This is a genomic window from Candidatus Binatia bacterium (assembly GCA_023150935.1).
GTDB lineage: Bacteria > Desulfobacterota > Binatia > HRBIN30 > HRBIN30 > JAKLJW01.
Window position 1 is genome coordinate 396,640 of the sequence record JAKLJW010000001.1, and the last position, 24,802, is coordinate 421,441.

Below are 24,802 nucleotides of genomic sequence, written 5' to 3' on the forward strand. Positions count from 1 at the left end.
TACGCGGGGGGGGCGGGCTCAGAGTTCTATCTGCGCGCCGAGCTCGACGACGCGGTTGGGCGGGATCTGATAGAAATCGGTCGGCCGCTGCGCGTTGCGGGTCATCAGTGCAAAAAGGCGTTCCTGCCACTTCGGCATCTCGGGTTTGCGGGACGTGCTCTTCGCGCGCACGAGGGTCTCGACGCCAAGGAAGAAACTGGTTTCCATCAGGTTCGACTCGAGCCCGTGGGCACGGGAACGGCTCAGGATCTCGCGCATGCTGGGGCTCTCCATGAAGCCGTAGTACGCGATGATGCGGTGGAATCCATGGCCGAGGTCGGTAACCGTCATGCGTTCCTGCCGCGGAACCCGCGGAATTTCACGTGTCCAGACGGTCAGCAATCGCACCCGCTGGTGCAGGACCTTGTTGTGCTTGAAGTTGTGCAGCAGCGCCGACGGAATGCCGTCGGGGTTGGCCGTCATGAACACGGCGGTGCCCGAAACGCGGTGCGGGTCGGAGCGGGCGATCTCCTTGAGAAAGACGTCGACATTGACCGTGCCCTGCTCGAGCTTGCGCAGGAGAATGCGGCGGCCGCGCCTCCAGGTAGTCATGAGAACGAACACGAACGCTGCCACTGCCAGGGCAAACCACCCGCCGTGGAGAATTTTGGCGATGTTTGCGCCGAAGAAGGCGAGATCGATGATTCCCAGACTGCCCGTCACCAATAGCGCTCCGGTGCGGCTCCAGCCCCAGAGATCCCGCGCCACCACGTAGAGCAGCACTGTGGTTACTACCATTGTGGTCGACACGGCGACGCCGTACGCGGCGGCAAGATTGCCGGAAGAACCGAAAAACACCACCAGTCCGACGCTGGCCAGCATCAGCGCCCAGTTCACCGGCCAGATGAATATCTGGCCGATCTCTTCCTCCGACGTGTGATCGATCTTAAGCCGCGGACTGTAACCGAGCTGGACCGCCTGGCGGGTCAGGGAAAAGCATCCGGAGATAACGGCCTGAGAGGCGATTACAGTAGCCATCGCAGCCAGCGCCACGAGCGGATAGAGCGCCCAGTCGGGAGCGAGTCGATAGAACGGGTTATGAGCGGCGTGCGGGTCGGCCAGCAACAGCGCCCCCTGACCGAAGTAATTGAGTGCGAGTCCGGGCAGAACCACCGCATACCACGTCAGGCGAATCGGCAACCTGCCGAAGTGACCCATGTCGGCGTAAAGCGCCTCCCCACCCGTGGTCACCAGAAAGACTGCGCCGAGGACGAGAAAGCTGCGCTGCGGATTGTGCATGAAGAACTCGACGGCGTGCAGCGGATTGACCGCGCCGAGCACTTTCGGCTCGGCCACGATGGCCGTGGCCCCGAGGACGCCAAGAACCGTGAACCACACGAGGGTCACCGGCCCGAACACCGCGCCGACCTTTGCGGTGCCCTTGCTCTGCACTGCAAACAATCCGAAGAGGATGAGGACCGTGATCGGCAGGACGTACGGATCGAACAAGGGCGTGGCGACGTGCAGGCCCTCGATTGCGCTCAACACCGAAATGGCCGGTGTGATCATCCCGTCGCCGTACAGGAGGGCCGCGCCGAACAGCGCGAGGAGAACCAGGGGTGAACGCGTCCCAAACAAAGGCGCGCTCGCGCCCGTCTCCCTGGCGGTTTCGTTCCGCGCCGTACTCCCTGCCCCCATGGCGGTTTCCTGAGGACGGATGAGTGCCATCAGCGCCAGGATGCCGCCCTCGCCGCGGTTGTCGGCGCGCAGAACGATCATCAGGTACTTGATCGAGATGACGACGATGAGGGTCCAGACGATCAGCGACAGCACGCCGAACACGTTTGCCGGCGTCGGGAGCACCGCGTAGGGCCCGTGAAAGCACTCGCGCAGGGCATAGAGCGGGCTGGTGCCGATGTCGCCGTAAACCACGCCGAGGGCCCCGAGGCACATCGTGGCGACATACCGCGGGGTTCTCGAGTGGCGCGGCGGCTGGGCTGCTGCCTGCGGAGCCTGCTCGGGCGCGACCGTCTGGGCTTCCATGAGTCAGCGGCACCGCAGGGCGTGCCGCCTGTCGTCGATTCGAACCGGCTTAACGGGGTTCGGCGGCGGGCGCCCCACCGGTGGGCTGCGTCTGAGCGCCTGTGTCGTTGACCGTAATTTCCACCCGGCGGTTCTGGGCGCGACCTTCGGGTGTGGAATTGTCGGCAAGCGGCTGAGAAGCCCCCACCCCATGCGTGGTTACCCGCGCGGCACTGACGCCGTCGGCGATCAGGGTGTCGGCAACGGCCTTCGCCCGCTGCTCGGACAACGTCTGATTGAGTTGAGCGGTCCCGCGGCTATCGGTGTGCCCGGTGACGACGATGGTCGTCTGTGGGTACTTGTTCAAAACGGTCGCAAACTGACGCAGCTTCTCACGCGCACCGGCGAAGATCTCAGCGCTGCCGGTGGCGAACAGAGTGTCGCTCGACATCGTGACATTGAGACGGTTTGCCTCCTGACGGATGCGATCCTGCTCCGCCAGGATGGCCTGCATTTCCTTCGCCTGACTGTCCATGTAACTACCGGCGAGGGTGCCCCCGAGGAGTCCGACGACGGCACCGATGGCCGCTCCCTGAGCGGCCCCTTTGCCGCCTCCAACCACGGCTCCGATGGCGGCGCCCGTGCCCGCCCCGGCGGCGGTTCCGATCGCGGCGCCTTTTGCAGCGCGTGGGTTCTCTTGAATGACCGAACAACCCGGCAGCCCCGCAATCGCCAGAGCCAGGAACGCCACGGTAACAGTGTGGTGAAGAGCGCGCTTAGTCATAGGATCGCTTGTCTAGCACAGCCGTCGCTTGAGGCCAGAGGCGATTGCGGGCGACCGGCGTTGGCGAGGGTTCGTCAGGCCGACGGCGGGTCTGGAGGAGATGCGCGACAAACGAACGTTCGTTAGCTATTTCGGGTATTTAGCCGGTCGAAATGACTGGACACGGGGCCCGGTTTCGAGTTGTCTGGGGCGGCGTCGAGCGTCGGTGGTGAAAGACGAGGGTTGGCAAATGCGTGGCTGGCTGCGGCAATTCGTGGCGGGTGTTCTTCTGGTGCTCGGGGTCGGTGCAGCCGACCCTGGCAGCGCGGCAGAGAACGGCAACCGAGAGGAAGTGGCGCCGGGGCTCTACGTCGGCGACGTGCTCGATAGGCAGACGGCACACCTCGCCAGGGATCTGCTCCCCCCGGAGATCCTTCGGCACTACGAGCAGGGCGAGTACCGCAACCGCATCATCGCGTATCCCGCGGGACATGCGCATTGGGAGAAGGCCTTCCTCGATGCGACGGCCCATAACGCGACGACACTCGACGTCGACAACAGCGGCAGCATCGTCGACAAGGCGACCGGGCGGTCCCCGGAATACACGTACGGAATCCCGTTTCCGAACCTCGACCCGGCCGACCCCGCGGCGGGCGTTAAAGCGGTGTGGAACCAGTTCTACGCCTACTGGCAGGGTGGCAGTACCTACAATCGTGCCCTCCTCGTGATGCTGACGCCCACCGGAGTAGCGCGGGAAACCGTCGCCGAGGGGTGGTTCAACTTCTACGACGGGCAGGCGCCCCGCTATCGTCGCGACAATCCGATGAACTTGCAGAGCCAGTTCCTCGGCGTTTCCCTCAAACCCGCCGATTTGCAGGGAACGGCATCCTTGACCTGGCGCTATCGGGACGCCGCGAAGCGCGATTCGGTGTGGGCGTTCGTACCGGCGTTGCGGCGCGTCCGTGCCGTGAGCCCGGCGAATCGTTCCGACGGTTTCCTCGGCTCGGATATCAGCGGGGACGACGGCTTCTTCTTCGACGGGAAGCCCGAGGACTTCGACTGGAAACTGGTCGGCCGGCGCGATGCGCTGCGCGTCGTCGATCCCGGGGCGGTGGCGGGAGGGCTCAAGTCGGCGCCCTATCCCGACGGAGGATGGGTGGGTCTCACGGATCTCAACCCGCCCACCGCCGGCTACCGCACGGCGGATTGGGACGGTGTTGCGTGGGCTCCCACCGATGCGGCCCTGGCGAAGCGCTCGTTCTGGATCGTCGAGGGCACCCCGAAGGACAAATACTACCTCTACGGCCGCGTCGAGTTGTGGCTGGACGCCGAAACCTGGGACGGGGCCTGGAATCGGAAATTCGGCTGGAACGGCGAGTTGCTGAATACCTACCAGATCGTCTCGCGCGTCAATCAGGCCGTCGGCGCCGCCGACTCCCCGGAGTGGCTTCCCGTGGGCACCATCGCCTGGCAGTGCGCCGAGAGCATCAAACAGAACCGTGCCACCCTCGGCGGCATGCGGCCCGACCCGGGCGCCCCGTTCATTCGACGCATTCCGCTGCCGGGCGGTATGTTCGACTCGATCGCGCTCACCCGGTTCGGCAAGTAACGCCGTTCGGTCTCGTCAGCTCTGCACCTCGGCGTATCCGAGCTCGCGCAGCGCCCGGCGCAGCGCTTCCGCTGCCCGGTCGAGATCGGCGGGCTGCGCATTGCGCTCCTGGTTGGCGAAGTCGAGATCGTGAACGCCGTCGATCGGCACCACGTGCAGGTGCACGTGCGGCACCTCCAGTCCGGCAATCATCAGCCCGACCTTGGTCGGGTTGAAGGCACGCTGCTGCGCGCAGCCGATCGCCCGTGCCACGGTCATCAGGTGCGCGGCGACATCGGGCGGCAGGTCGATCCAGTGATCCACCTCCGCGCGCGGGACGACCAGCGTGTGGCCCGGGCGCAGCGGGTTGATCGAAAGGAACGCGACGCACCGGGCGTCGCGCCAGACAAAGCGGCCCGGCAGCTCTCCGTCGATGATGCGGGTGAAGATCGTCGGCATGGCGGTTCTCCGCTTCACGTGCCGGATTGGCGCCCGGTGGCCGGGCAGCCGTCCAGCGCGTTGTTCACGGCGGCGAGGATCTCGTCGATCGTTACCGTCCCATCGCGGTTCTCGTCACCGGCCGGGCAGGCCGACACCGGCGCGGCGCCGTTGGCGATGTTCACCATGGTGAGCAGGTTGTCGACGGCGACCTCGCCGGTATTGGTGCAGTCGCCAACGCAACGCACTGGCGTCGCCGTTGGCGTCACGGTCTGCGTCACCGTGGGGGTCGCCGTGGGTGTGACCGTGGGAGTGGCCGTCGGGGTCTCGGTCGGCGTGAGTGTCGGGGTTTCGGTTGGGGTTTCCGTCGGGGTTTCGGTCGGGGTTTCGGTCGGCGTCTCAGTGGCCGTGGGCGTCGCCGTCGGGGTAACAACGACGATCCTGCCGTCGGTACCGACGGCGCCGAGGACCAGATTGCCGAGACTGTCGCTCAGAACCACGGTGCTACCCAGAAGGTCGTAGGTCCCGGGCGCGGCCGTGCTCGAAATGCCGACGTGGCAGGAAAAAAGCAACGATCCATCCGGGATCGGGTCGAGCGGCAATGAGACGTCGATGAGACCCGCGCGCACCGTCGTACAGGCGGCGCCGGTGCAATTCGGCGGGCGATACACGAAAGACGGGATCTTGCCGAGGGCCGCGTTTGCCACGCAGTCCGGCATGCCGTTGCCGAGTGCGGCGACCGGCGCGTTGAAAGGATCGAAGGTGATATCGATCTGGGCGGTGACGATTTCGAAGCCCTTCGTACCCAGCACAACGTCGACCGCGACGCGCTCGCCGGCGCTGCCGGTTGCCGATCCGATGTCGATCACGGCCCGATCGGGCGTCGGCGTTACCGGCGTCACCGTCGGAGTTGGTGTGTGAGTAACCGTCGCCGATCCGCTCGGCGTCGGCGACGGGGTAGCCGGGCCGCCAATTTCCACGGCGCCGATGTCACAGTGGGCTGCACCGTCCTGGTCACCGTCCTGAGGACGAGTCACGTCGCGCTGATCGCTTGCCGGGCAGTCCTCGTCGTTGCCCCGGTCGATAACCGGGCTTCCCGCTCCGGGTAGCGAAGTCAGGGTCGCACCTCCATTGTCGGCGAGCGGGCCGAGCAAGGGATCGGTGTTGACGATATCGTTCGGTTGGGACAGGGCGCAAAAGCTGCCGCTGTCCAGATTGAACCCGCGCGATACCACCTGACGTCCCGAGCAGGTGGCGCCCGATGCCGACCCGGCCACGATGGTGTTGCCGAGGCTGGTTACGCCGAGGTTGCGAATGGCAGTGCCCTGGACGGCGAGGTTGTCCCGGAAGGTCACGTTTGTCAGGGTGGCTCCGGTATCCGTTTCGACGAAAAGCCCGCCCCCGTTGGCCGCGCTATTGTCGGCAATCGTGCAGTTCTCCAACGAGGCGTTCGCGTCGCGGAGCACGGCAACGCCGCCCCCGTCGACCGCCGCCTCGTTGCCGGCGATGGTGACGCCCACGAGTTCCACACTGCCGCCGGCGCTGATTGCGATCGCCCCCCCGTCGGCACCGCCGCTGACGTTGCCGGAAAACGTCGTGCGTTCGACGCGCAAAGCCCCCGCCACACGCACACCGCCTCCGCTGCCGGGGATGCCGATTCCCGTGGTGCCGCCGTTGCGCACGGTGAGGTTACGGAACGTGACCGCCGACGGACCCAACACGTCGAAGACGCGATCGAGACTGGCGCCGTCGACGATCGCCGTACCGCCGGGCGGGCCCTCGATGAGCAGTTCGCCGAGCAGGTCGAAATCCCCGGTGGCCGCGGCGTCCTCGTTGCGACCCGGAATGGCAATGACGAAGGGACCGGGACCCAGTTCGATGACGTCGGCGCCGGGCAGGGCGTTGGCCTCCTGAACCGCGGCGCGCAACGTACAGGTGGCGGCCAGCGTCGCGCAGGCGCCGTCGCCGGGGTTGGCGTCAACCAGATCGGCGTTCGAAATCACCGAGAATGTCGCCGCCGTCACCGGTCCCGGCAACGCCGCGCCCGCGCCGGCACATGCCGCGAGCAGCGTGGCGGCGACATGGTTGACGGCCCGGCGAGACGCCGTAGTCGGTTGTCTGGGACCAAGCATGCGATGCCCTTTCGCCCTGCGATTCGACAGGTCTCCTAGCGTTGGTCAGCCGCCCCGGTCAAGCTTCGTCCCCCGGCCGACGCGGGCCCGAGGATCGACAACCGTTGGCGACTCCCCAACCGCACCGGCGGTGGCGCGTGGCGCGCCGGCGCACCGTGCGGTAAAGACGGCCGAGAAAAGACGCAAAGCGAAGACGCCATGCCCCTGATTGTTTACCGCAGCAACCGGACCGAACGCCTCCTGGACGCGTTGGCCGATGTCGTTCGCAAGCCGGCGGCCACGACCCCCACCTCCCCGGAGGCCATCGTGGTGCAGGGAGGTGGCATGGCCCACTGGGTGGCGCTGGAACTGGCGCGGCGCCTGGGTATCTGGGCGAACCGGGACTTCCCCTTTCCGCGTGCGTTCATGGAGCGGGTGCTCCATGCGGCCGTGGGCGAAACTCCGGGTGCGGCGGCGGCGTTCCAACCGGAGACGCTGCGTTGGCGCGTCGCCGCGGCGCTGGTTGACTGCCGCGAGCGCCGCGAGCTCGCTCCGGTGCGGCATTACCTCGACGACGACCCACGCGGCGTCAAGACCCTCCATCTCGCTGCCCTCGTTGCCGACACGTTCGACCAGTACCTCGTCTACCGCCCCGGCCTGATTCTCGGATGGGAGGGTGGCGAGGACTCGGGGGACTGGCAGGCGGTGCTCTGGCGCCGTGTGGCAGGTGGCGAGGCGGCGCACATCGCGCGTCGCGCCCGGCGGTTTTCCGAAGAGATCCGTTGCCGCGATGTTGCCGACGCCCTGATCGGGCGTTTCCCGCGGGTCAGTGTCTTCGGCATGTCTACTTTGCCGCCGCTCTATCTGAGGGTGCTGACGGACCTCAGTTCGGTCGTGCCGGTTCATCTCTTCACCCTCAGCCCGACGCACCATTACTGGGCCGACGTGCGTTCGAGTCGCGAGGTCGCTCGCGAGCTGGGACGACGACGCCGCGGCGGAACGAACAGCGACGACGCCGCAGATCTGCATTTCGAAGCCGGTCACCCGTTGCTCGCATCCATGGGTCGCCTCGGCCGCGAGTTCCAGGACCTCCTCGAAGGGCTCGATGATTACGTCGAGAGCCCGGATGACCTGTTCGTGACGCCGGAGGGGGACAGCATGCTCGTCGGCCTGCAGCGCGATCTGCTCAGGCTGCGGCACCGCGGCAGCGCAGGTGCGAGCCCGCCGCTCACGCTGAACGCCGCCGACCGCAGCATCTCGGTGCATGCCTGCCACGGGCCGATGCGCGAGGTCGAAGTGCTACACGACCAACTGCTGGCGTGTTTCGACGCCGACCCGTCGCTGGCGGCGCACGACGTCGTCGTCATGTGCCCGGACATCGAGACTTACGCCCCGTACATCGATGCCGTCTTCGGTCGGCCGGCCGGCGACGCTCAGGCGATCCCCTACCGCGTCGGCGACCGGCGCTACGGCGCCACCGATGAGGTCGCGGTGGCCTTCTTCCGCCTGCTCGGCTTCACGCGGCCGCGCGCGACGGCCACGGCGGTTCTCGACCTCCTTGCGCTGGAACCGGTTCGCCAGGGCGCGGGCCTCGAGCTTGCCGACCTCGGAGCCATACGAGGCTGGGTGGCGCACGCGGGCATCCGCTGGGGACGCGACGCGGAAGATCGTGCCGTCGAGGGTCAGCCGGCCGCTGCGGCAAACACCTGGCGCTTCGGCCTCGATCGGTTGCTGCTGGGCTATGCCATGGACGGACGCGACCAGCGGCTCTTCGGCGGCGTGCTGCCGGTCGACGGTGTCGAGGGCTCGCAGGCGCGGGCGCTCGGACTACTGGCGGCGTTTTGCGACCGCCTGTTCGCGTGGCGGGAGCGGTTACGCCGGCCGCGATCGCCGGCGGCATGGGAGCGCGAACTGACCGGGCTGCTGGCTGCCTTCCTGCCGGACACAAACCCCTATGCGCAGGGGTGCCGCCGCCTGCGACAGACACTTGTGCGAATCGCGGAGCGGGCGGCGGCCGCCGGTTACGATCAGCCTTTGGAGATCGAGGGCATGGAGGCCGAGATCGAGGCCGACCTGGAACGCGAGGCCCCGCTGCTAGGGTTCCTTGTCGGTCCGGTTACCTTCTGCGCCCTTGTCCCGATGCGCAGCATCCCGTTTCGCGTGGTGTGCCTGCTCGGTATGAACGACGCTGCGTTTCCGCGCTCGCGGCGTCCGCCAAGCTTCGACCGGCGGGCCCGGCATCCGGAGCCGGGTGACCGCTCGCCGCGCGAGGACGACCGCTACCTTTTTCTGGAAGCCATTCTGTCCGCACGCGAACGCTTGATAGTCACTTACGAAGGGCAGAGCTGTCGCGACAACGCCGTCGTTCCACCGTCGGTCGTCGTCAGCGAACTGCTCGACGTGCTCGACGAATCATTCCGTCTACCGGGCGACAATCCCCCCCCCGTGCGCACGCGCGTGGTCGTGAAACACCCCTTGCAGCCGTTCAGCCCACGGTATTTCCAGTCACCGGATGCCGGCGACCTTTTCAGCTACGCACAGGGATTTTCAGACGGCGCCGCAGCCCTGGTTAGGCCGCGGCAAGCGGCGCCGCGATTCGTAACCGCTCCGCTGCCCATCGAGGGGCCGGTGGAGGCGGTTGCGCTCGACGACTTGATCCGCTTCTTCGCTCAACCCGCGCGTGCCTTCTGCCGCCAGCGCCTCAGACTCCAATTGCGGGAAGACGAGGCGGTCATCGAAGACCGCGAGCCGATCGAGTTGAACACGCTGGATACATGGCATCTCGGTGGGCTGGCACTGCGACACGCGGGAAGCGGCATTCGACCGGAAGATGCGCTCGCGCTGTTACGGGCGGCGGGCCGCTTGCCGCTGGGGACGCCGGGCGACTGCGCCTTTGCCGAGGTCAGTCCGGTGGCGCTTGCGATTCACGGTGTCGCCTCCGCGTTTCGCGTCCCGCCCCTCACTCCGTTGTTGCCGGTGGACCTCGAACTGGGGGGCATCCGGTTGAGCGGTGTCCTGCGAGACGTCTGGTCCACGGGGCTCGTTCTCGCGCGGTATGCAAAGGTCGGCGGTGTTGGACAACTCGAAACGTGGATCCGGCACCTGGCACTCTGCGCCGTACTGCCAGCCGAGAGAGCGGCCGTCAGTACGCTGGTGGGACGTGCCGATAAAGGCGACGGCATCGAGACCGTGCAGTTCGCCCCGGTAGTGGACGCGCGCTGCCTGCTCGAAGTGCTACTGGCGCTCTACCGCATTGGCCTGGAGCAGCCGCTACCGTTGTTCAGTCGGGCCTCGCGCGCGTTCGCCGATGCGGCGCTTAACCGTCGGACCGACCCGTCGCTGCGGGCGCGGACGGCGTTCGACGGCAACCCGTTCAAGGATATCCCCGGTGACGTCGACGATCCGGCAGTGCAGCGGGTGTTTGCCGGCTGCGACCCGCTGGACGGAACGGTCTGGGTGCCCGATCCGCGAGGCGGGCCGGAGGCGCTGGGCTTCTCGCAGCTGGCGCTGCTGGTCTTCGGTCCACTGTACAAACACCTGCGGCTGTCTACCCGGGGGGAGGGCGAGTCTCCATGACGGCGTCGACGATGAATCCGTTGGAGATATCGACGCGTGGCACGGCCTTCATCGAGGCCAGCGCCGGCACCGGCAAGACCTACGCGATCACCAGCCTGTACGTCCGGCTGCTGCTTGAGGGTCGCGCTGACGGCACGCCGCTCTCGGTGCAGCAGATACTCGTGGTCACCTTTACCGACGCTGCAACCGCCGAGCTGCGCCTGCGCGTGCGCGCGCGCCTGCGGCAGATGCAACAGGCCATCGCCGGGGGCACGCCAACCGGAGAGACTGACGTCGACGAGTTGCTCGACCGGCGCAAGGAATGCCGCGTCGCCGATCTCCGCACGCTGACGGTGGCACTCCAGGACTTCGACGAAGCGGCCATTTCCACCATTCACGGCTTCTGCCAGCGCGTCTTGCGCGAGAACGCGTTCGAGAGTGGGGTTCCGTTCGACGTCGCCCTGGTGACCACGCAGACCGAGTTGGTCGGCGATATCGTGCGCGACTTCTGGGTGCGGGAGATGGCGGCGGCGCCCGCGGTGCTCGTGCGCTACGCGCAGGACCACGGTGTACGGGTCGGCACACTCGAAACGCTGGCGAGGCGCGTACTCGCGCACCGGCGGATCCGGGTCTTGCCGGAGATCGCGGTCGACCGCGGCGGGGGGGAGGCGGCCATCGAAGAGTGGCGGCGTTGCCGCAACGAAGTGGCACGCCTGTGGGCGGCCGAGGGAAAAGAAGTTATCGATCTCCTCTGTTCCAGCGACGCGCTCAATCGCAACTCGTACCGCCAGGCATCGATCCGGACCGGCTGGGTTCGTGGGATCGACGCGCTGCTTTCCAGCGAAGTGGCGAGCTGGACCGATATGGGTTGGTTCGACTTGCTGACGACGGCCGGAATGGCCGAGCGGACCAGGAAGGGGAGGGTGCCCCCGCAGTCGGCGTTCTTCGCCGCCTGCAGTGCGCTGCAGGCGGCCGAGGAGTCCCTGCGCGTCGAGTTGGAAGCGCGGCTGGTACAGCTCAGACTGGACTTCGTCGAATTCGTGCGCGCCGAACTCCACCGCCGCAAGGCGGCGGCAAACGTGCACTATTTCGACGACCTGGTGCACGGATTGGAGCAGGCGCTCGAGCGCGAAGGGTCGGGAGCGGCCCTTGCCGCCGCGATTCGGGAGCGCTTCCCGGTAGCCCTCATCGACGAGTTCCAGGACACCGACCCGTCGCAGTACGCGATCTTCGAGATCGTCTACGGCGGGCGCCCCGAAACGCGGATGCTGGTCGGCGACCCGAAGCAGGCGATTTACACGTTCCGCGGGGCAGACGTGTACGCGTATCTTGCCGCGCGATCGCGCGTATCCTCACCGCCGCACCGCCTCGGAACCAATCGGCGTTCCTCGCCGGATCTCGTCCGGGCGATCAACACGGTGTTCCGCCGGCATGGTCAACCCTTCGGTGTGGACATCCCGTTCGAAGACGCCGAACCGGCGCGTACCAGCGGTTCCCTGCGCTCGTCCGGGGAGCTGCCGGCACCCCTGCGCATCCTGTTCGTCGAACGGCCGCGGCCCGAGCCCGGTTCGCGCCACAAGCCGGTGGAGGTTCTGAACAAGGGCGATAGCGAGGAACTCGTCACCCGGCCGGTCGCTGCCGAGATTACCCGTCTGCTCGCGGGCGGATTCGAGCTCGACGATCGGCAACTCGCTCCGGGGGACATCGCCGTCCTCTGTCGCACCAACCGGCAGGTCGCCGAGATGCAGGGGGCGCTGCGCAATCTGGGCGTCCCGAGCGTGCTGCAAAGTGCGGGCAGCGTCTTTGCGACGGCGGAAGCGACGGAAGTGCGGCGCGTGGTGACGGCACTTGCATCTCCGGGAAGCGGAAACGCCGTGCGGGCGGCGCTGGCCACCGACATGCTCGGCGTGACGGCGCTCGACCTGCTGCGTTTCGACAGCGATCCGGAAGCGTGGGACGGCTGGCTCGTGCGGTGGCGGCGTTGGCATGACCTGTGGCTTCAGCGCGGATTCCTGCCGGCGTTCCGGCGATTACTCGACGAGACGGGAGCGGCTGCGCGGCTGCTCTCTTTCCCGGACGGCGAACGGCGCCTGACGAACGTGTTGCACCTCGGCGAGCTGGTGCACCGCGCCGAGGCCGACGGGCTGGGTGGGCCCGACGGACTCGACGAGTGGTTGCGGGCGATGCGACAGGACGACTCCGGACTCGCGGAGCTGGGTGACGACGCCGCGCAGATGCGTCTGGAAAGCGATGCCGACGCGGTCAAACTGGTCACCGTGCACAAGAGCAAGGGGCTCGAGTACCCGGTGGTCTTCTGCCCGTATCTCTGGGACGGGAACCACTTTCGTGACGAGGACAAGCGGGCACCGCGATTCCACGACGACGCTCGGCGGCTCTGTGTCGATCTGGGATCGGCCGAACAGGAAGGGAACATCGAGCGTGCGCGCGCGGAATCGCTCGCCGAGAGCGTCCGTCTCCTCTATGTCGCCCTGACCCGCGCCCGCGAGCACTGCGTGGTTGTATGGGGAGCCTTCCGCGAGGCTACGGGGTCGGCCCTGGCGCGGGTCTTCCACGGTGTGGGGGCAGACGACCCCGGTGCGGTCAAGCTCGGCAACGACGCCGAACTGCAGGCCGACCTGCAAGCCCTCGTCGAGGCCGGCGAGGGAGCGATCTCTCTGGAACCTATGCGGGGCCGTGAGCCCGTGCCGTACGCCCCCGCGGCCCCGCCGCCGACCGAATTGCACTGTCGGAGAATGGCTCGGACCGTGCGCGTAACCCGGTCGACCGCCAGCTTTTCGTGGTTTGTCGACGCTCCGCGCGTGCCGGCCGCCGAGGTCGGACGCGATGACGACAGTGCCGACGAGGAGGTCACGGACGTCGGCGCAGGCGCGGCGGCCGGTGCGGGGGTAGTCTCGCTGGCGGCGTTTCCGCGCGGCACGCGGGCAGGGCAGATGGTGCACCGCATCTTCGAACAGCTCGACTTTGCGGCGGCGTCTGCCGAGACGATCGCCGCCGTGGTGCGGGCCGAGAGCGCCGCCGAGGGTATGGAGGATGGCTGGGAGGTGCCACTGACGACCGCGATTGCGGAAGTGCTCGACACCCCGCTGCGAGCACCCCACGACGTCGGCAGTGGGGTGTTTACGCTCCGCGGCGTCGGCCCGGATCGCTGCCTCAAGGAGATGGAGTTTGTGTTCCCGATCGGTGGCGACGAGAATGGCCCGGGGCTTACCTGTGAGGGCCTGGCGGCGGTCTTCGAACGGCACGGCGCACCCTCCCCCGATCCGGCGGCGGCCGCCGCGCTGCGCAACCTCGGGTTCGGGGAGGTTCGCGGCTTTCTGCGCGGCTTTGTCGATCTGATCTTTGAGCAGGATGGGCGCTGGTATGTGGTCGACTGGAAGTCGAACAGCCTCGGTTACTACCCCGACGACTACGCTCCCGCCCGGCTCCTCGCGGCGATGCGTCGCCACCACTACTACCTCCAGTACCACCTGTACGTCGTCGCGTTGCACAAGTACCTGGGAGTGCGTCTGCCGGATTACGAATACGAGCGCCACTTCGGCGGCGTCTACTATCTCTTTCTCCGTGGCATGGGCGGGCCGTCACTCCCGGGCAATGGCGTCTACCTGGATCGGCCGTCTGCCGCTCTGGTGCACGACCTCTCGGCCCTCCTGGCGGCGGGGTCGGGAGGTGGGGAGCGATGAACGCTTCGATCGAGACGCTGGTGGCCGCCGGGGAGTTATCGGCCCTCGATGTGGAATTCGCGCGGACCGTGACGCGCATCGGCGGCGACGAACGTCCCGAGGTTGCCCTGGTGGCGGCGCTGGCGAGCCGCAGCGTGGCGGCGGGCCACGTTTGCCTCGATCTGCCGCGGCATTGCGCGACGCCGATCGCGGCCGTCGCCGGCACCGGGTCCAAGGTCACCTGGCCGCGTCCCGGCCCGTGGCTCAAGGCGTTGCGGCGCAGTCCGCTGTGCGTGACCGCGGGGCACGCCGCCGAGAGCACGGCACCCCTGATCGTCGACGACAGCGGGCGCGTCTACCTGCGCCGTTACTGGGAACACGAGTTCCGCGTTCTGGAAGCGATTCGAGCGCGGCTGGCGCGGCGCGTGCCGGCGAGCGACATCTCCGTCCTGCGCGCCAGTCTCGACCGCCTGTTCCCCCGTGTGCCCGGAGTGGAGGGTCCGGACCGCCAGCGGTGGGCGGCGGCGGTCGCTGCGCTGCGACCGTTCTGCGTGATTTCCGGCGGACCCGGGACCGGCAAGACGTTCACCGTGGTGAAGATCCTTGCCCTGCTCATCGAGCAGGAGTTGCGCAGCACGGGGCGTACTCCCCGTATCTTGCTGATGGCACCGACCGGGAAGGCGGCAGCGCGGCTGCGCGAGGCGATCCAGAGTGCGAGGGGACAGCTTTCCTGCCCGCCGGAGGTGGCGTCGGCGATACCGGACGAGGCGGCGACCATTCACCGGGCCCTCGGCGCGTTTGGCGACGGTTCGGGGTTCCGGTATCACGGCGGCAATCCGCTGTTTACCGATATCGTCCTCGTTGACGAGGCATCGATGGTGGATCTGGCGCTGATGAGCCGGCTGTTCGATGCATTGCCGGCATCGGCGCGGGTCATCCTGTTGGGCGACCGGGATCAACTCGCCTCGGTGGAAGCCGGCGCGGTGCTCGGTGACATCTCGAACGCCGGCACCGAATCGACGTTCAGTCCGGAATGCGCGCGGGAGCTGTCTGCCCTGACCGGCGACGCGGTGCCCGCGGGCCCGGGGGACGGAGCCGCGATTCGCGACTGCGTTGTCGAGCTGACGCACAGCTATCGTTACGCGGCGGCGCGCGGTATCGGCGCGCTGGCGCGGGCCATCAACGGTGGCCGCGCCGACGAGGCGCTGGCAGTTTTGCGCGGGGGCAACGACGTGCGTCTTGCCGAACCGGGACAGGATGGGGCTTTGGGGCGCGATCTGGTCGGCGCGGTCCGGGCAGGCTACGGCCCGGCGTTGCGCGCGGATGAGGTCGAAGCACGGTTAAGTGCCTTCGATCGCTTTCGCGTTCTGGCCGCGCACCGGCACGGACCGGGTGGCGTCGAGGAGATCAACCGACACATCGAGGCGGTGCTGGAGTCGGCGGGACTGATTACGCGAGATCAGGAGACGTACCTCGGCCGACCGCTACTCGTGACGCAAAACGACTACGAAGTCCGCCTGTTCAACGGCGATGTCGGCATCGTGTGCGCGGTCGGACCGACGGCGGAGCGGCGGGTGGTGTTCGCGGCCGGCGACTGCACATTGCGGGTGCTGTCGGCGGCGCGGCTGCCGCCGCACGAGACGGTCTTCGCGATGACGGTACACAAGAGTCAGGGCTCGGAATTCGACGAGGTTGCAGTGGTGCTGCCGCCACGGCCGTCGCCGGTGGTTACGAGGGAGCTGCTCTACACGGCGGTTACCAGGGCGAAGCGACAAGTTACCGTTTACGCGACGCCGGACGCGGTTGCCGCCGCGGTACGGCAGCGGGTCGATCGCACATCCGGTCTGCGCGATGCCCTCTGGGGCCCGCCGCGGCGTTTGCGTCGCCCCGGGGTTCGGGACTAGTAACCGCTCCGGCTGCCGGAGACGGCGGCAACGGAGATCGATTACGGGCACGCGAAAACCGACATATGGCGCGGCGACACGATTGGCGCGAATCGTCCACGGCCTGCACCAGCGCCCCGGCGGCTGGAGCTTCGATGCGATCCGGGCCGAGCTCGACATCTCGGAGCGCACGCTGCTGCGTTACGTGAGAGCGTGCCGCGAGGAACTCGTGGACGAGCGCGAGCGTTGCCTGGTCGAGGTCGTGCGCCGTGGCAACCGCCGAATCCTCCGGCTGGCGGGGCAACCCGCGGCGCTGGAGGCCGAAGGCAACCTCTTCGAACTGCTCTATCTGTATTTCGCTCTCACCGTGTTCCAGTTTCTGGAAGGCACGGTAATCAAGGAGAGCGTCGACGGTCTGTGGAAACGCATCCTCGAAAACCTGCCGCGGCCGCTTAGACTTCGGCTGGCCGACTTCCAGCTCAAGTTCTACGCCGTGCCGCACATGATGAAGGACTACAGCGGCTCCGACGAGGTGCTGGACGCCATCACGCAGGGATTGCTGTACCAGACGCGCCTGCGGCTGCGGCACCGTGGTCTGGGGGGCGAGGAGCGCGAGCACGAGGTCGATCCGTACACGCTGATGATGTACCGCGGCGGGCTTTATCTGATTGCCCGCAGCCACCGCGTGAACAAGACGGTTTACTTTGCCGTCGAGCGGATCGCCGAGGCGACACGGCTGGGGGCCCGGTTCAGCTACCCGCGCGGCTACTCGCCGCAGAAGCACATCGAGGGGGTCTTCGGCATCATCGACGGGCCGCAGACCGCGGTCGAGATCCTGATTCGCAATCGCGAGACCGCGGCGTATCTGTCTTCGCGTCGCATTCACCCGACGCAGCGCTTTCGCCAGCACCGCGACGGGACCACCACGCTGACCATGACGGTGCGCGGAACGGCCGAGCTTGTCCCGTGGCTGGTGGGACTCGGGGATTATGTGCAAGTGCTGCGCCCGGCAGCGCTCCGCGACCGGGTCCACGGTACGTTGGCGGCTGCGGCTCGCCTTTATACCCGGACGCGCCCCGGCGCCGGAAAGCGCCGGCGAGCGTAAAGAGAGCGGGGCGCGCGCCGCGCCCGCGGGTTGTGGCGTGGATGGCCGCGGCTTGCCGTGATAGGAAACCGGCATGGCCGTCGAGGAGCAGATGCGTCGCCTGCTGCAGCGTGCCGCTCAGGACACAGAAGTGCTCGCGGTATTTCTATTCGGCAGCGCGGGCGGATAGCCGGTATGAACGACCTGTTTGCCATAATCCCCATACTCAGACGTTCCCACCCCTTCGAGCGGCCACGTGGAAATCCCGGACGGACCACTTATAGGCCGGGGTCTTGGGCTTGGGCCGATGCCTTCCCGTCGATGCAGGATCTGCTGCAGCAATTCCTGTTGCATCCCTACATCACCTCCGCCGGTTGCCGCTATCTGCCACGGCTGCTGGTCGAGCGCATCCTGGTCGAGTTCTTTCCCGAAAGTCCCGAGCCTCCCGGCTCCGGGCCGCTCCTGGCAGCCCTCGGACTGCGGCGCCGGCGACAGCTTTCCAGGGTCGAGATCGAAGCCGCCTTGCTCGAGAACGGGCCGCGCATCGTCGAACACGAGCTTGGTCTCGACCTGCGTGCCTTTCGCCTGGTGCGCATCCCGCCCGACGCCTACATCCGACTGGGCCTCGACAGCGGTTGGGGACGGCAACCGTTCTGGACTCACTTCGACGGCTATCGGGTCCAGCCCGACGGCCACCTGCCGGCACTCGTCGGAGGGGATGCTCGCTACGGTGGGGTCTACGACCTCTGCGGCATCGATCCGCGTGACGCCCGTGAAGGAGTCATTGCCCGCTTCGCCGTCGTGCACCGCGACCGACTGAGCCATTGAATAATCGGGTCATCGGGTGATTGAGTCATCGGGTGATTGGGATGCGATGACCAATCCGCTCAATGACCCGATGGCATGAGCCTCTTCGAGGCTCATGCCACTGCTTGCCCGAAGCGGATGACCGGGACCTTCAAGGTTCGGGCTCTTCGAGGCCGGTGCGGGTCTGCAACCAGCTCGGCAATGCTCCGACCCACCTCCGCCTGTACCACCTTCTCACCGCACCGTGTACAGGCGCCGGCCGGAATTCCTTCAATTACGATCAAGTTTCCCTTGATCCAGAAATCCTGCTTAATGAGCTTCGGACGCATCGGCCCACCGCAGGCGTGGCATGTCCCATAGTCGTAGCGCTTCGAGTTTTTCTTCATTGGGGCGTCATTCCAGAACGTACGTGGTGATGAAGAGAAGCTTTCCCGTCTCCTTGAGTCGGCAGATCACGGCAAGCCGGCGACCGTCTGTTCCTCTCCCAACGACTTCGTAGCGCGTTCCGCGCAGATCGCGGGTGAACCGCCGCCGGACGCGACCGTTACCGATTGCGGCCTCAACGTCGGAAAACTCCAACCCGTCTTCAGCGAGCTCCTCGAAGAAGTGGGGTACGGTGAACTCGTACTCTCCATCGTGCAGCTTCCGACGGATGGTCCGTATCACGCTCACGAAACCCTTTCCATGCCGCTACCACCTCTTGGACCTCTTGCGGAAGGTGTACCGCCCGCTGGCGCATGTCAGCCGGCGGTACCGAACAGGCGGTCGAGGGCGGCGTCGTCGAAGCGCCGTGCCCGTCCTCTCTTGATCTCGCTCATGCCCTTGCGAATGCTGGCGAGGAATTCCGGGTCTGCCATGATCTCCGCCGTCTCCCGCCAGCGCTCGAAGTCCTCGTGACTGACCAGAACCGCGACCGCCCGGCCGTTGCGGGTGATTGTGATCTCCTCGTCCCTGGTCTCGACGTCGGACACAAGCTCACTGCGTCTCGCTTTGGCTTCCGCAAGCGGCAGGACGCGCATACGCCGATCTCCCGACGATCCGAATTCAAACCAGAGGCTCCTCCACATCTGGCCCCCTTGTCAATCATCGGGCCGACGTGGGCCACGGCAAAGTCGTTTCTCCTGCCCTCCGGGAGGCAACACTCCCAACCTCGAGGTGTAACCATGGCGATGAAGGCGCGTCATTCCGGCGAAAGCCGGAATCCAGTGCGGGGCGCGGGCTGGACCCCGGCTTTCCCCGGGGTGACGGATTGGCACAATATCGAACTTTGTCCGTGGTCCTGACCCCTGAGCCGGCCGCGTTCCTGCCTTGAAGCTCCGCCCCGTCCTGTGCGTATAGTGCGTCAGCTAAAGCTAAAGGGGGCCTCAGGGGTGGACTCATCCCACTGTAGTATTGGCGGCGTGGTAGAAGCTGGCGCGCCTCTTTCACGCACGCCCACGCTGCCGTCTTCAATGTCAATAGCACCGATGACACGGTGGATTGCGTATGCGGCGCGCATTGCACGCTATTGGACGCGCTTTGCGAGGCTAAAAGACAATCCTGGTTCTGAGGTGATCGTCCCCGCGGGCGTTTACGCATTACCGGTAGGCGAACTGCCCTGGGATGTGACGCAGAGCGTGACGATTACAGGTCCCGGACCGAACGACACGATCATACAAGCTCCTCAGTCCGGCGGCTTTCCGGTACGGTAATCAAGGAGAGCGTCGACGGTCTGTGGAAACGCATCCTCGAAAACCTGCCGCGGCCGCTTAGACTTCGGCTGGCCGACTTCCAGCTCAAGTTCTACGCCGTGCCGCACATGATGAAGGACTACAGCGGCTCCGACGAGGGGCTGGACGGCATCATGCAGGGATTGCTGTACCGGACGCGCCCCGCCGCCAGAAAGCGCCGGCGAGCGTAAAGAGGGCGGCGCGCGATGCGCCGGCGGGTTGCGCCGTGGATGGCCGCGGCTTGCCGTGATAGGAACCCGGCATGGCTGTCGAGGAGCAGATGCGTCGCCTGCTGCAGCGTGCCGCTCAGGACACAGACGTGCTCGCGGTATTTCTATTCGGCAGCGCGGCACGTGGCGATACGCACGCCGGTTCGGATGTGGATGTCTGCCTGGTGCTGGGAGCCGCAGGTGGCGGACGTGTCCGCCAGATGGAGAAGCGCCTGGGCTACCTCGGCGACGTCGATCTCGACGTCCAGATCTTTCAGAGCCTGCCGCTACCGGTCCGCATCCGCGTCTTGCGCGAAGGGCGAGTGCTCTTCTGCCGCGACGAGGATGCGCTTTACGAGGTCGCCTTCGCTACGGTTCGCGCCTTCGAGCGGTTCAAGCGCACTTATCACGCCTGCCTCGAGGAGGTCGCACGTGATCGATCGTGAACGAGTCCTGGCCAAACTCGACGAGATGCGCGGCTACTTGGCCGAGCTGCGGGCCATCGCGCCGTCGACGATCGAGGAGTATCGGCGCACCGCTACCAGGCGAGCGTGCGAGCGTCTCATTCAGATCTGCGTGGAGTGCGTGATTGACGTTTGTCAGCTCCTGGTCTCGGGCTTGCGACTCGGTTTGCCGGCGGAGGAAGCCGATCTTCTCGATAAGCTGGACAGCGCCTCGATCTTCTCTCCGGGTACCGTCGACCTGCTGCGTCGAATGCGGGGGTGCCGCAATATCCTGGTCCACGAGTACGGACGGGTGAGCGACGAAATAGTTTTCGAGACCGTACGTTCTCATCTGGGCGACTTCGATCGCTTCGCGGGCGAGGTCATCGACACCTTGCCGTAGGTGGCGCGCGACTATTCGCTTCCTCGCTCGCGCGAGATCGCGGTCCACCGCGTGCGGCGCTCTCGGCGGCCGCATCGGACCCCGCGGTCTTAGGGTCGATGTAGCCGTGGCTGCAATCCGACGGGCGCGGTAGTATGTGAAAAGGATGGGATCGAGGGGCAGCATGGCGCGTCGCATGCGCGGGTCGACGAGCGCGATCGTCGCTATGAGCGCAGTGGCGGCCCTGCTCGCAACGCGGGCGGCGGCGCAGACCGGCGGCGCCGCGGCGCTCAAGGTCGAGGCGACGGTTGCTGCCGAGGTGGAGCGTACCGGTCGGGCCGAGGTTGTGCTCGTACTGGCCGACCAGGCTGACCTCTCGGCCGCGTACACCATGACCGACCCCGACGCACGCGGGTGGTACGTCTACGAGACTCTCCGCGAACATTCTCACCGCAGTCAGCAGGCGCTGCGCCGCCGGCTCGAGCGGGCCGGTATCGGGTATCGGTCCTTCTGGGCGGTGAACGCCATCACGACCGCCGCCGACACCAAGCTGCTGCGCGAGCTGTCGGGACGTGCGGACGTGAAGCGGATCGAGTCGAATCGGCCGCTACGCTGGGTCGACGATCCAGTGGAGGACCGGCTCAGCCTGGGCCCACTCGAGCCGACCACGGTGGAGTGGGGAGTGGCGAACGTGAACGCTCCTGCCGTCTGGGCACTGGGTTACGGCGGAGCGGGGATCGTCGTTGCGAACCAGGACACCGGCATCGAGTGGCAGCACCCGGCGCTTGTGGAACGGTACCGGGGTTGGGACGGGGCCGCCGCCGACCACGACTACAACTGGTACGACGCCATCCACGGCGGCGGTGGCGCGTGCGGGGCCGACTCTCCGGCGCCGTGCGACGACAATGGCCACGGGACCCACACGCTCGGCACCAGCATCGGCTGGGACGGTAGCTCGAACCAAATTGGTGTCGCCCCCGAGGCCCGCTGGATTGGTTGTCGGAACATGGACCAGGGGGTCGGTACGCCGGCGACGTACACGGAGTGCTTTCAGTTCTTTCTGGCACCGACGGAGGTCGGCGGCGGCAATCCCGATCCGACTCGCCGACCGCACGTCATGAACAACAGCTGGGCCTGTCCACCCAGCGAGGGCTGCGCCGTTAGCACGTTGGAGACGGCGGTGCAGAACGCCGAAGCCGCGGGGATCTTCGTCGTGGCGTCGGCGGGCAATAGCGGCCCGGGGTGCGCCACGGTCGGCGATCCGCCGGCGGTCTATGCCGCGACTTTCAGTGTAGGCGCGATCACGGGCGCCAACCTTCTGGCGTCGTTCAGCAGCCGGGGGCCGGTCACCGCCGATGGCTCGGGGCGGATGAAGCCGGACCTGTCGGCCCCCGGATCGAGCGTGCGTTCGAGCATTCCGGGCGGCGGGTACGGGTACAAGTCGGGCACCTCGATGGCCAGCCCGCACGTCGCCGGCGTCGTCGCGCTTCTCTGGTCGGCGCGCCCGCACCTCGCGCGCGATATCGGGGCGACCAGAAGCTTGTTGCTGGCTACCGCCAATCCGGCGGTGAGCGTTAGCCCGGCACAGACCTGCGGCGGGATCGCCAGCACCAGCGTGCCGAACAACTCCTTCGGTTACGGCCGCGTCGACGTTCTCGCTGCCGTTAACGCGGCGGCGAACCCAATCGCGTCGCCGAGCGCTTCGGCGACGCCGACCGATACGCCGCCTCCGGCCACGGCGACACTGACGGCCACAGTGACCCCCACGGTGACGCCCACCGAGTCGCCCACGGTTACGCCAACGGCCGTCGTCTATGCGGTCAGTGGCACGGTACGATACCGGGTGGCGGGGCGACCGGTGGCGGGCGTGACCATGAGCGCCAGCGGCGCGGCTTCGGCGAGCACGAGTACCGACGGGGCCGGGGCATTTGCGCTGTCGGAGTTGCCGGCCGGCGCAATCGCACTGACCGCGGCGAAGAACGGCGACTTCGGCGGGGGGATCAGCGCTCTCGACGCCAGCTACATTCTGCAGGCGGTGGTCGGCTTCCACACTCTCGACGCGAACGAGCGGTTGGCCGGCGACGTGACCGGGAACGGCTCGCTGAGCGCGCTGGACGCGTCGCGAATCCTCCAGTTCGGCGTCGGGCTGCTCGAACGCTTCGAGGCCGCGACCGCCTGCGACTCCGACTGGCTCTTCGTTCCCATCCCGGCGGCGGCGCCGAATCAGCAGGTGGTCGAACCGGTCGTAACGGGGGCATCCTGTCAGCGTGGAGCGATCGCCTACACACCACTGGCGGTGGGAGCCACGGGTCAGGATTTCCTCGGGGTGCTCCTCGGGGACGTCACCGGCAACTGGCAGCCGGCTCTCGGAGGCCCGTTGTCCCGCGACGACAATGAGGAAGGGAGCGTCCACGTCGGGCGGCCCCGGCGTCGTGGGGGCTCGCTCGACTTGCCCGTCATCCTCGGTGCGGGCACGCATGCCGCCGCGTTGATCGTCGACTACGACCGCGCGGCGCTCAAACCTCGCAGCGTCCGCCGGCCGCACACCGGGGCGCCGCTGGTCGCCGCCAATCTCACCGAGCCCGGCGTCGTGCGTCTCGCCGCCGCCCGCGCTAGTGCAGGCGCTCCGGCCACGGTACTGTTGCGCTTTGCCGTTCTGGATGCGCGCGGAGCAAATCGTCTGCGTGTACGCGGGTCGGATTGAAGACAGGGGCACGGCGCCGGGCGAGAGCCTGCACGAGGTGCGCGAGACGGGACGGCAGGGTGGTTGTTCGGTTCGCCGGCGCAATGGTATGCAATCCGCGAGGGTCCCGGTGCGCAGCTTTCGGAAAACTCTGGCGATGAACGTCGGGCAGCGGATGGACTTCGTGAACATCACGGACGAAGTCGAGGCTGCGGTACGGGAAAGCGGCGTGAGCGAAGGGCTTTGCCTGGTCAACGCCATGCACATTACGGCTAGCGTGTTCATCAACGACGACGAGCCCGGACTGCACGAGGACTACAAGCGCTGGCTCGAGACCCTGGCCCCGTTCGATGCGAGCCCCGACCGGTACCGTCACAACCGCACCGGCGAGGACAACGGAGATGCGCATCACAAGCGGCAGATCATGGGGCGCGAGGTGGTGGTCGCCATCACCGAAGGCAAACTCGATTTCGGGCCGTGGGAACAGATCTTCTACGGTGAGTTCGACGGCAAGCGCACGAAACGGGTGCTGATCAAGATCGTCGGCGAGTGAGCCGGCAACGGCACGGGAGGAGCGGATGAACATCGGGAAAGTTGGGATTTGGACGTTCGTACTGGACCTGCAGCCATCCGCGAAAGCACGGGAGGCGGCGGCGGAGATCGAGCAGTTGGGCTTCGGGGCACTGTGGATCCCCGAGGCGATGGGGCGAGAAGCATTCACCAGCGCGGCGGTACTGCTCGGGGCGACTCGAAAGATCGTTGTTGCCACCGGCATCGCGAATATGTGGGCACGCGACGCCATGGCGATGGCGTCGGCGCAGAAGACGCTCTGTGAGGCCTTCGACAACCGCTTCCTGCTCGGCATCGGCGTCAGCCACGCACCGCTGGTCGGCATGCGCGGACACGATTACTCGAAGCCCCTCTCCGCGATGCGCACTTACCTCGACGCGATGGATGCGGCGCCGTTCATGGCGTGGCCGCCGGCCGAACCGCCGCAGCGTATCATTGCGGCGTTGGCGCCGAAGATGCTCGAGCTGGCAAGGGACAGAGCGCTCGGTTCCCATCCGTACTTCGTGCCGCCCGAGCACACGAGCGTAGCGCGGCGCATTCTCGGATCGGGCCCGCTGCTGGCGCCGGAACAGGCGGTCGTGCTCGAGACAGACCCGGGCAAGGCCCGCACCATCGGGCGGACCCACATGTCGACCTATCTCGGCCTGCCCAACTATGTGAATAACCTGAAACGCCTCGGCTTTACCGACGACGACATCGGCAATGGCGGTAGCGACAGGCTGGTAGATGCGATTGTCGCCTGGGGGACGATCGATGACGTGGTCCGCCGGGTGAAGGCACACCATGACGCCGGCGCGGACCACGTATGCATCCAGGTGCTCGAAGAGGATCCGCGCGCCGTGCCGCTGCGGCAGTGGCGCGAACTGGCGGCCGCGCTGCTGTAAAGGGTGCCTCGC

The 24,802-nt window shown here is 67.0% G+C and carries 17 protein-coding genes; 11 read left to right on the forward strand and 6 right to left on the reverse strand.

Going from position 1 to position 24,802, the window contains the following annotated elements:
* Positions 1–18: 18 nt before the first annotated feature.
* Together kup and L6Q96_01720 are read right to left on the reverse strand one after the other, a co-directional pair.
* Positions 19–1,932 (reverse strand): potassium uptake protein, encoded by a 1,914-nt coding sequence (kup, locus tag L6Q96_01715; GenBank protein ID MCK6553295.1) that lies wholly within the window; start codon positions 1,930–1,932, stop codon positions 19–21.
* A 139-nt stretch (positions 1,933–2,071) separates the two neighbouring features.
* Positions 2,072–2,785, reverse strand: a complete 714-nt coding sequence (locus L6Q96_01720) for an OmpA family protein (protein MCK6553296.1) — start codon at positions 2,783–2,785, stop codon at positions 2,072–2,074.
* A 229-nt stretch (positions 2,786–3,014) separates the two neighbouring features.
* On the opposite strand from L6Q96_01720, the gene L6Q96_01725 reads away from it, so the two are divergent.
* On the forward strand, positions 3,015–4,373 hold the full coding sequence (locus L6Q96_01725; GenBank protein ID MCK6553297.1) for a DUF1329 domain-containing protein: 1,359 nt from the start codon (positions 3,015–3,017) through the stop codon (positions 4,371–4,373).
* A gap of 15 nt (positions 4,374–4,388) precedes the next feature.
* Here L6Q96_01725 and L6Q96_01730 read toward each other — a convergent pair whose 3' ends face one another.
* Together L6Q96_01730 and L6Q96_01735 are read right to left on the reverse strand one after the other, a co-directional pair.
* Positions 4,389–4,811, reverse strand: coding sequence for an HIT family protein (locus tag L6Q96_01730; protein ID MCK6553298.1), 423 nt, complete (start codon positions 4,809–4,811; stop codon positions 4,389–4,391).
* A 14-nt stretch (positions 4,812–4,825) separates the two neighbouring features.
* Positions 4,826–6,922 carry a right-handed parallel beta-helix repeat-containing protein gene (locus tag L6Q96_01735; protein ID MCK6553299.1) on the reverse strand — a complete coding sequence of 699 codons (2,097 nt, stop codon included), beginning with the start codon at positions 6,920–6,922 and terminating at the stop codon, positions 4,826–4,828.
* Between the two features lie 198 nt (positions 6,923–7,120).
* Here L6Q96_01735 and recC point away from each other — a divergent pair, with 198 nt between their 5' ends.
* The 5 genes from recC to L6Q96_01760 all read left to right on the forward strand — a co-directional run bounded on the left by recC (position 7,121) and on the right by L6Q96_01760 (position 17,931).
* Positions 7,121–10,477 (forward strand): exodeoxyribonuclease V subunit gamma, encoded by a 3,357-nt coding sequence (gene recC / locus L6Q96_01740; GenBank protein MCK6553300.1) that lies wholly within the window; start codon positions 7,121–7,123, stop codon positions 10,475–10,477.
* On the forward strand, positions 10,474–14,157 hold the full coding sequence (gene recB / locus L6Q96_01745; protein MCK6553301.1) for an exodeoxyribonuclease V subunit beta: 3,684 nt from the start codon (positions 10,474–10,476) through the stop codon (positions 14,155–14,157). Before recC ends, recB begins: the two co-directional genes overlap by 4 nt.
* Complete coding sequence (gene recD, locus L6Q96_01750) at positions 14,154–16,040, forward strand: exodeoxyribonuclease V subunit alpha (protein ID MCK6553302.1); 1,887 nt, start codon at positions 14,154–14,156, stop codon at positions 16,038–16,040. The genes recB and recD overlap by 4 nt, the downstream gene beginning before the upstream one ends.
* 82 nt (positions 16,041–16,122) lie before the next feature.
* Complete coding sequence (locus tag L6Q96_01755; GenBank protein ID MCK6553303.1) at positions 16,123–17,124, forward strand: WYL domain-containing protein; 1,002 nt, start codon at positions 16,123–16,125, stop codon at positions 17,122–17,124.
* 300 nt (positions 17,125–17,424) lie between these two features.
* On the forward strand, positions 17,425–17,931 hold the full coding sequence (locus L6Q96_01760) for a hypothetical protein (GenBank protein MCK6553304.1): 507 nt from the start codon (positions 17,425–17,427) through the stop codon (positions 17,929–17,931).
* A 372-nt stretch (positions 17,932–18,303) separates the two neighbouring features.
* On the opposite strand, the gene L6Q96_01765 is transcribed toward L6Q96_01760, so the two are convergent.
* Together L6Q96_01765 and L6Q96_01770 are read right to left on the reverse strand one after the other, a co-directional pair.
* Positions 18,304–18,582 (reverse strand): DUF4258 domain-containing protein, encoded by a 279-nt coding sequence (locus L6Q96_01765; protein MCK6553305.1) that lies wholly within the window; start codon positions 18,580–18,582, stop codon positions 18,304–18,306.
* A 68-nt stretch (positions 18,583–18,650) separates the two neighbouring features.
* On the reverse strand, positions 18,651–18,929 hold the full coding sequence (locus tag L6Q96_01770; GenBank protein ID MCK6553306.1) for a type II toxin-antitoxin system Phd/YefM family antitoxin: 279 nt from the start codon (positions 18,927–18,929) through the stop codon (positions 18,651–18,653).
* 952 nt (positions 18,930–19,881) lie between these two features.
* Here L6Q96_01770 and L6Q96_01775 point away from each other — a divergent pair.
* From L6Q96_01775 to L6Q96_01795, 5 genes are all read left to right on the forward strand, one after another.
* Positions 19,882–20,274 carry a nucleotidyltransferase domain-containing protein gene (locus L6Q96_01775; protein MCK6553307.1) on the forward strand — a complete coding sequence of 131 codons (393 nt, stop codon included), beginning with the start codon at positions 19,882–19,884 and terminating at the stop codon, positions 20,272–20,274.
* Positions 20,261–20,674 carry a DUF86 domain-containing protein gene (locus L6Q96_01780; protein ID MCK6553308.1) on the forward strand — a complete coding sequence of 138 codons (414 nt, stop codon included), beginning with the start codon at positions 20,261–20,263 and terminating at the stop codon, positions 20,672–20,674. Before L6Q96_01775 ends, L6Q96_01780 begins: the two co-directional genes overlap by 14 nt.
* A 163-nt stretch (positions 20,675–20,837) precedes the next feature.
* Positions 20,838–23,357, forward strand: a complete 2,520-nt coding sequence (locus L6Q96_01785; protein ID MCK6553309.1) for a S8 family serine peptidase — start codon at positions 20,838–20,840, stop codon at positions 23,355–23,357.
* A gap of 109 nt (positions 23,358–23,466) precedes the next feature.
* Complete coding sequence (locus L6Q96_01790) at positions 23,467–23,889, forward strand: secondary thiamine-phosphate synthase enzyme YjbQ (protein ID MCK6553310.1); 423 nt, start codon at positions 23,467–23,469, stop codon at positions 23,887–23,889.
* Positions 23,890–23,914: 25 nt separating this feature from the next.
* Entirely contained in the window at positions 23,915–24,790 is an 876-nt protein-coding gene (locus tag L6Q96_01795) for an LLM class F420-dependent oxidoreductase (GenBank protein MCK6553311.1), read from the forward strand.
* The last annotated feature ends 12 nt before the right edge of the window (positions 24,791–24,802 follow it).

Coding starts and splice junctions, on each gene's coding strand:
- kup (MCK6553295.1), bottom strand. CDS start 1,932: ATGTGCCTCGGGGCCCTCGGCGTGGTTTACGGCGACATCGGCACCAGC.
- L6Q96_01720 (MCK6553296.1), bottom strand. CDS start 2,785: ATGACTAAGCGCGCTCTTCACCACACTGTTACCGTGGCGTTCCTGGCT.
- L6Q96_01725 (MCK6553297.1), top strand. CDS start 3,015: ATGCGTGGCTGGCTGCGGCAATTCGTGGCGGGTGTTCTTCTGGTGCTC.
- L6Q96_01730 (MCK6553298.1), bottom strand. CDS start 4,811: ATGCCGACGATCTTCACCCGCATCATCGACGGAGAGCTGCCGGGCCGC.
- L6Q96_01735 (MCK6553299.1), bottom strand. CDS start 6,922: ATGCTTGGTCCCAGACAACCGACTACGGCGTCTCGCCGGGCCGTCAAC.
- recC (MCK6553300.1), top strand. CDS start 7,121: ATGCCCCTGATTGTTTACCGCAGCAACCGGACCGAACGCCTCCTGGAC.
- recB (MCK6553301.1), top strand. CDS start 10,474: ATGACGGCGTCGACGATGAATCCGTTGGAGATATCGACGCGTGGCACG.
- recD (MCK6553302.1), top strand. CDS start 14,154: ATGAACGCTTCGATCGAGACGCTGGTGGCCGCCGGGGAGTTATCGGCC.
- L6Q96_01760 (MCK6553304.1), top strand. CDS start 17,425: ATGCAGGATCTGCTGCAGCAATTCCTGTTGCATCCCTACATCACCTCC.
- L6Q96_01770 (MCK6553306.1), bottom strand. CDS start 18,929: ATGCGCGTCCTGCCGCTTGCGGAAGCCAAAGCGAGACGCAGTGAGCTT.
- L6Q96_01775 (MCK6553307.1), top strand. CDS start 19,882: ATGGCTGTCGAGGAGCAGATGCGTCGCCTGCTGCAGCGTGCCGCTCAG.
- L6Q96_01785 (MCK6553309.1), top strand. CDS start 20,838: ATGGCGCGTCGCATGCGCGGGTCGACGAGCGCGATCGTCGCTATGAGC.
- L6Q96_01795 (MCK6553311.1), top strand. CDS start 23,915: ATGAACATCGGGAAAGTTGGGATTTGGACGTTCGTACTGGACCTGCAG.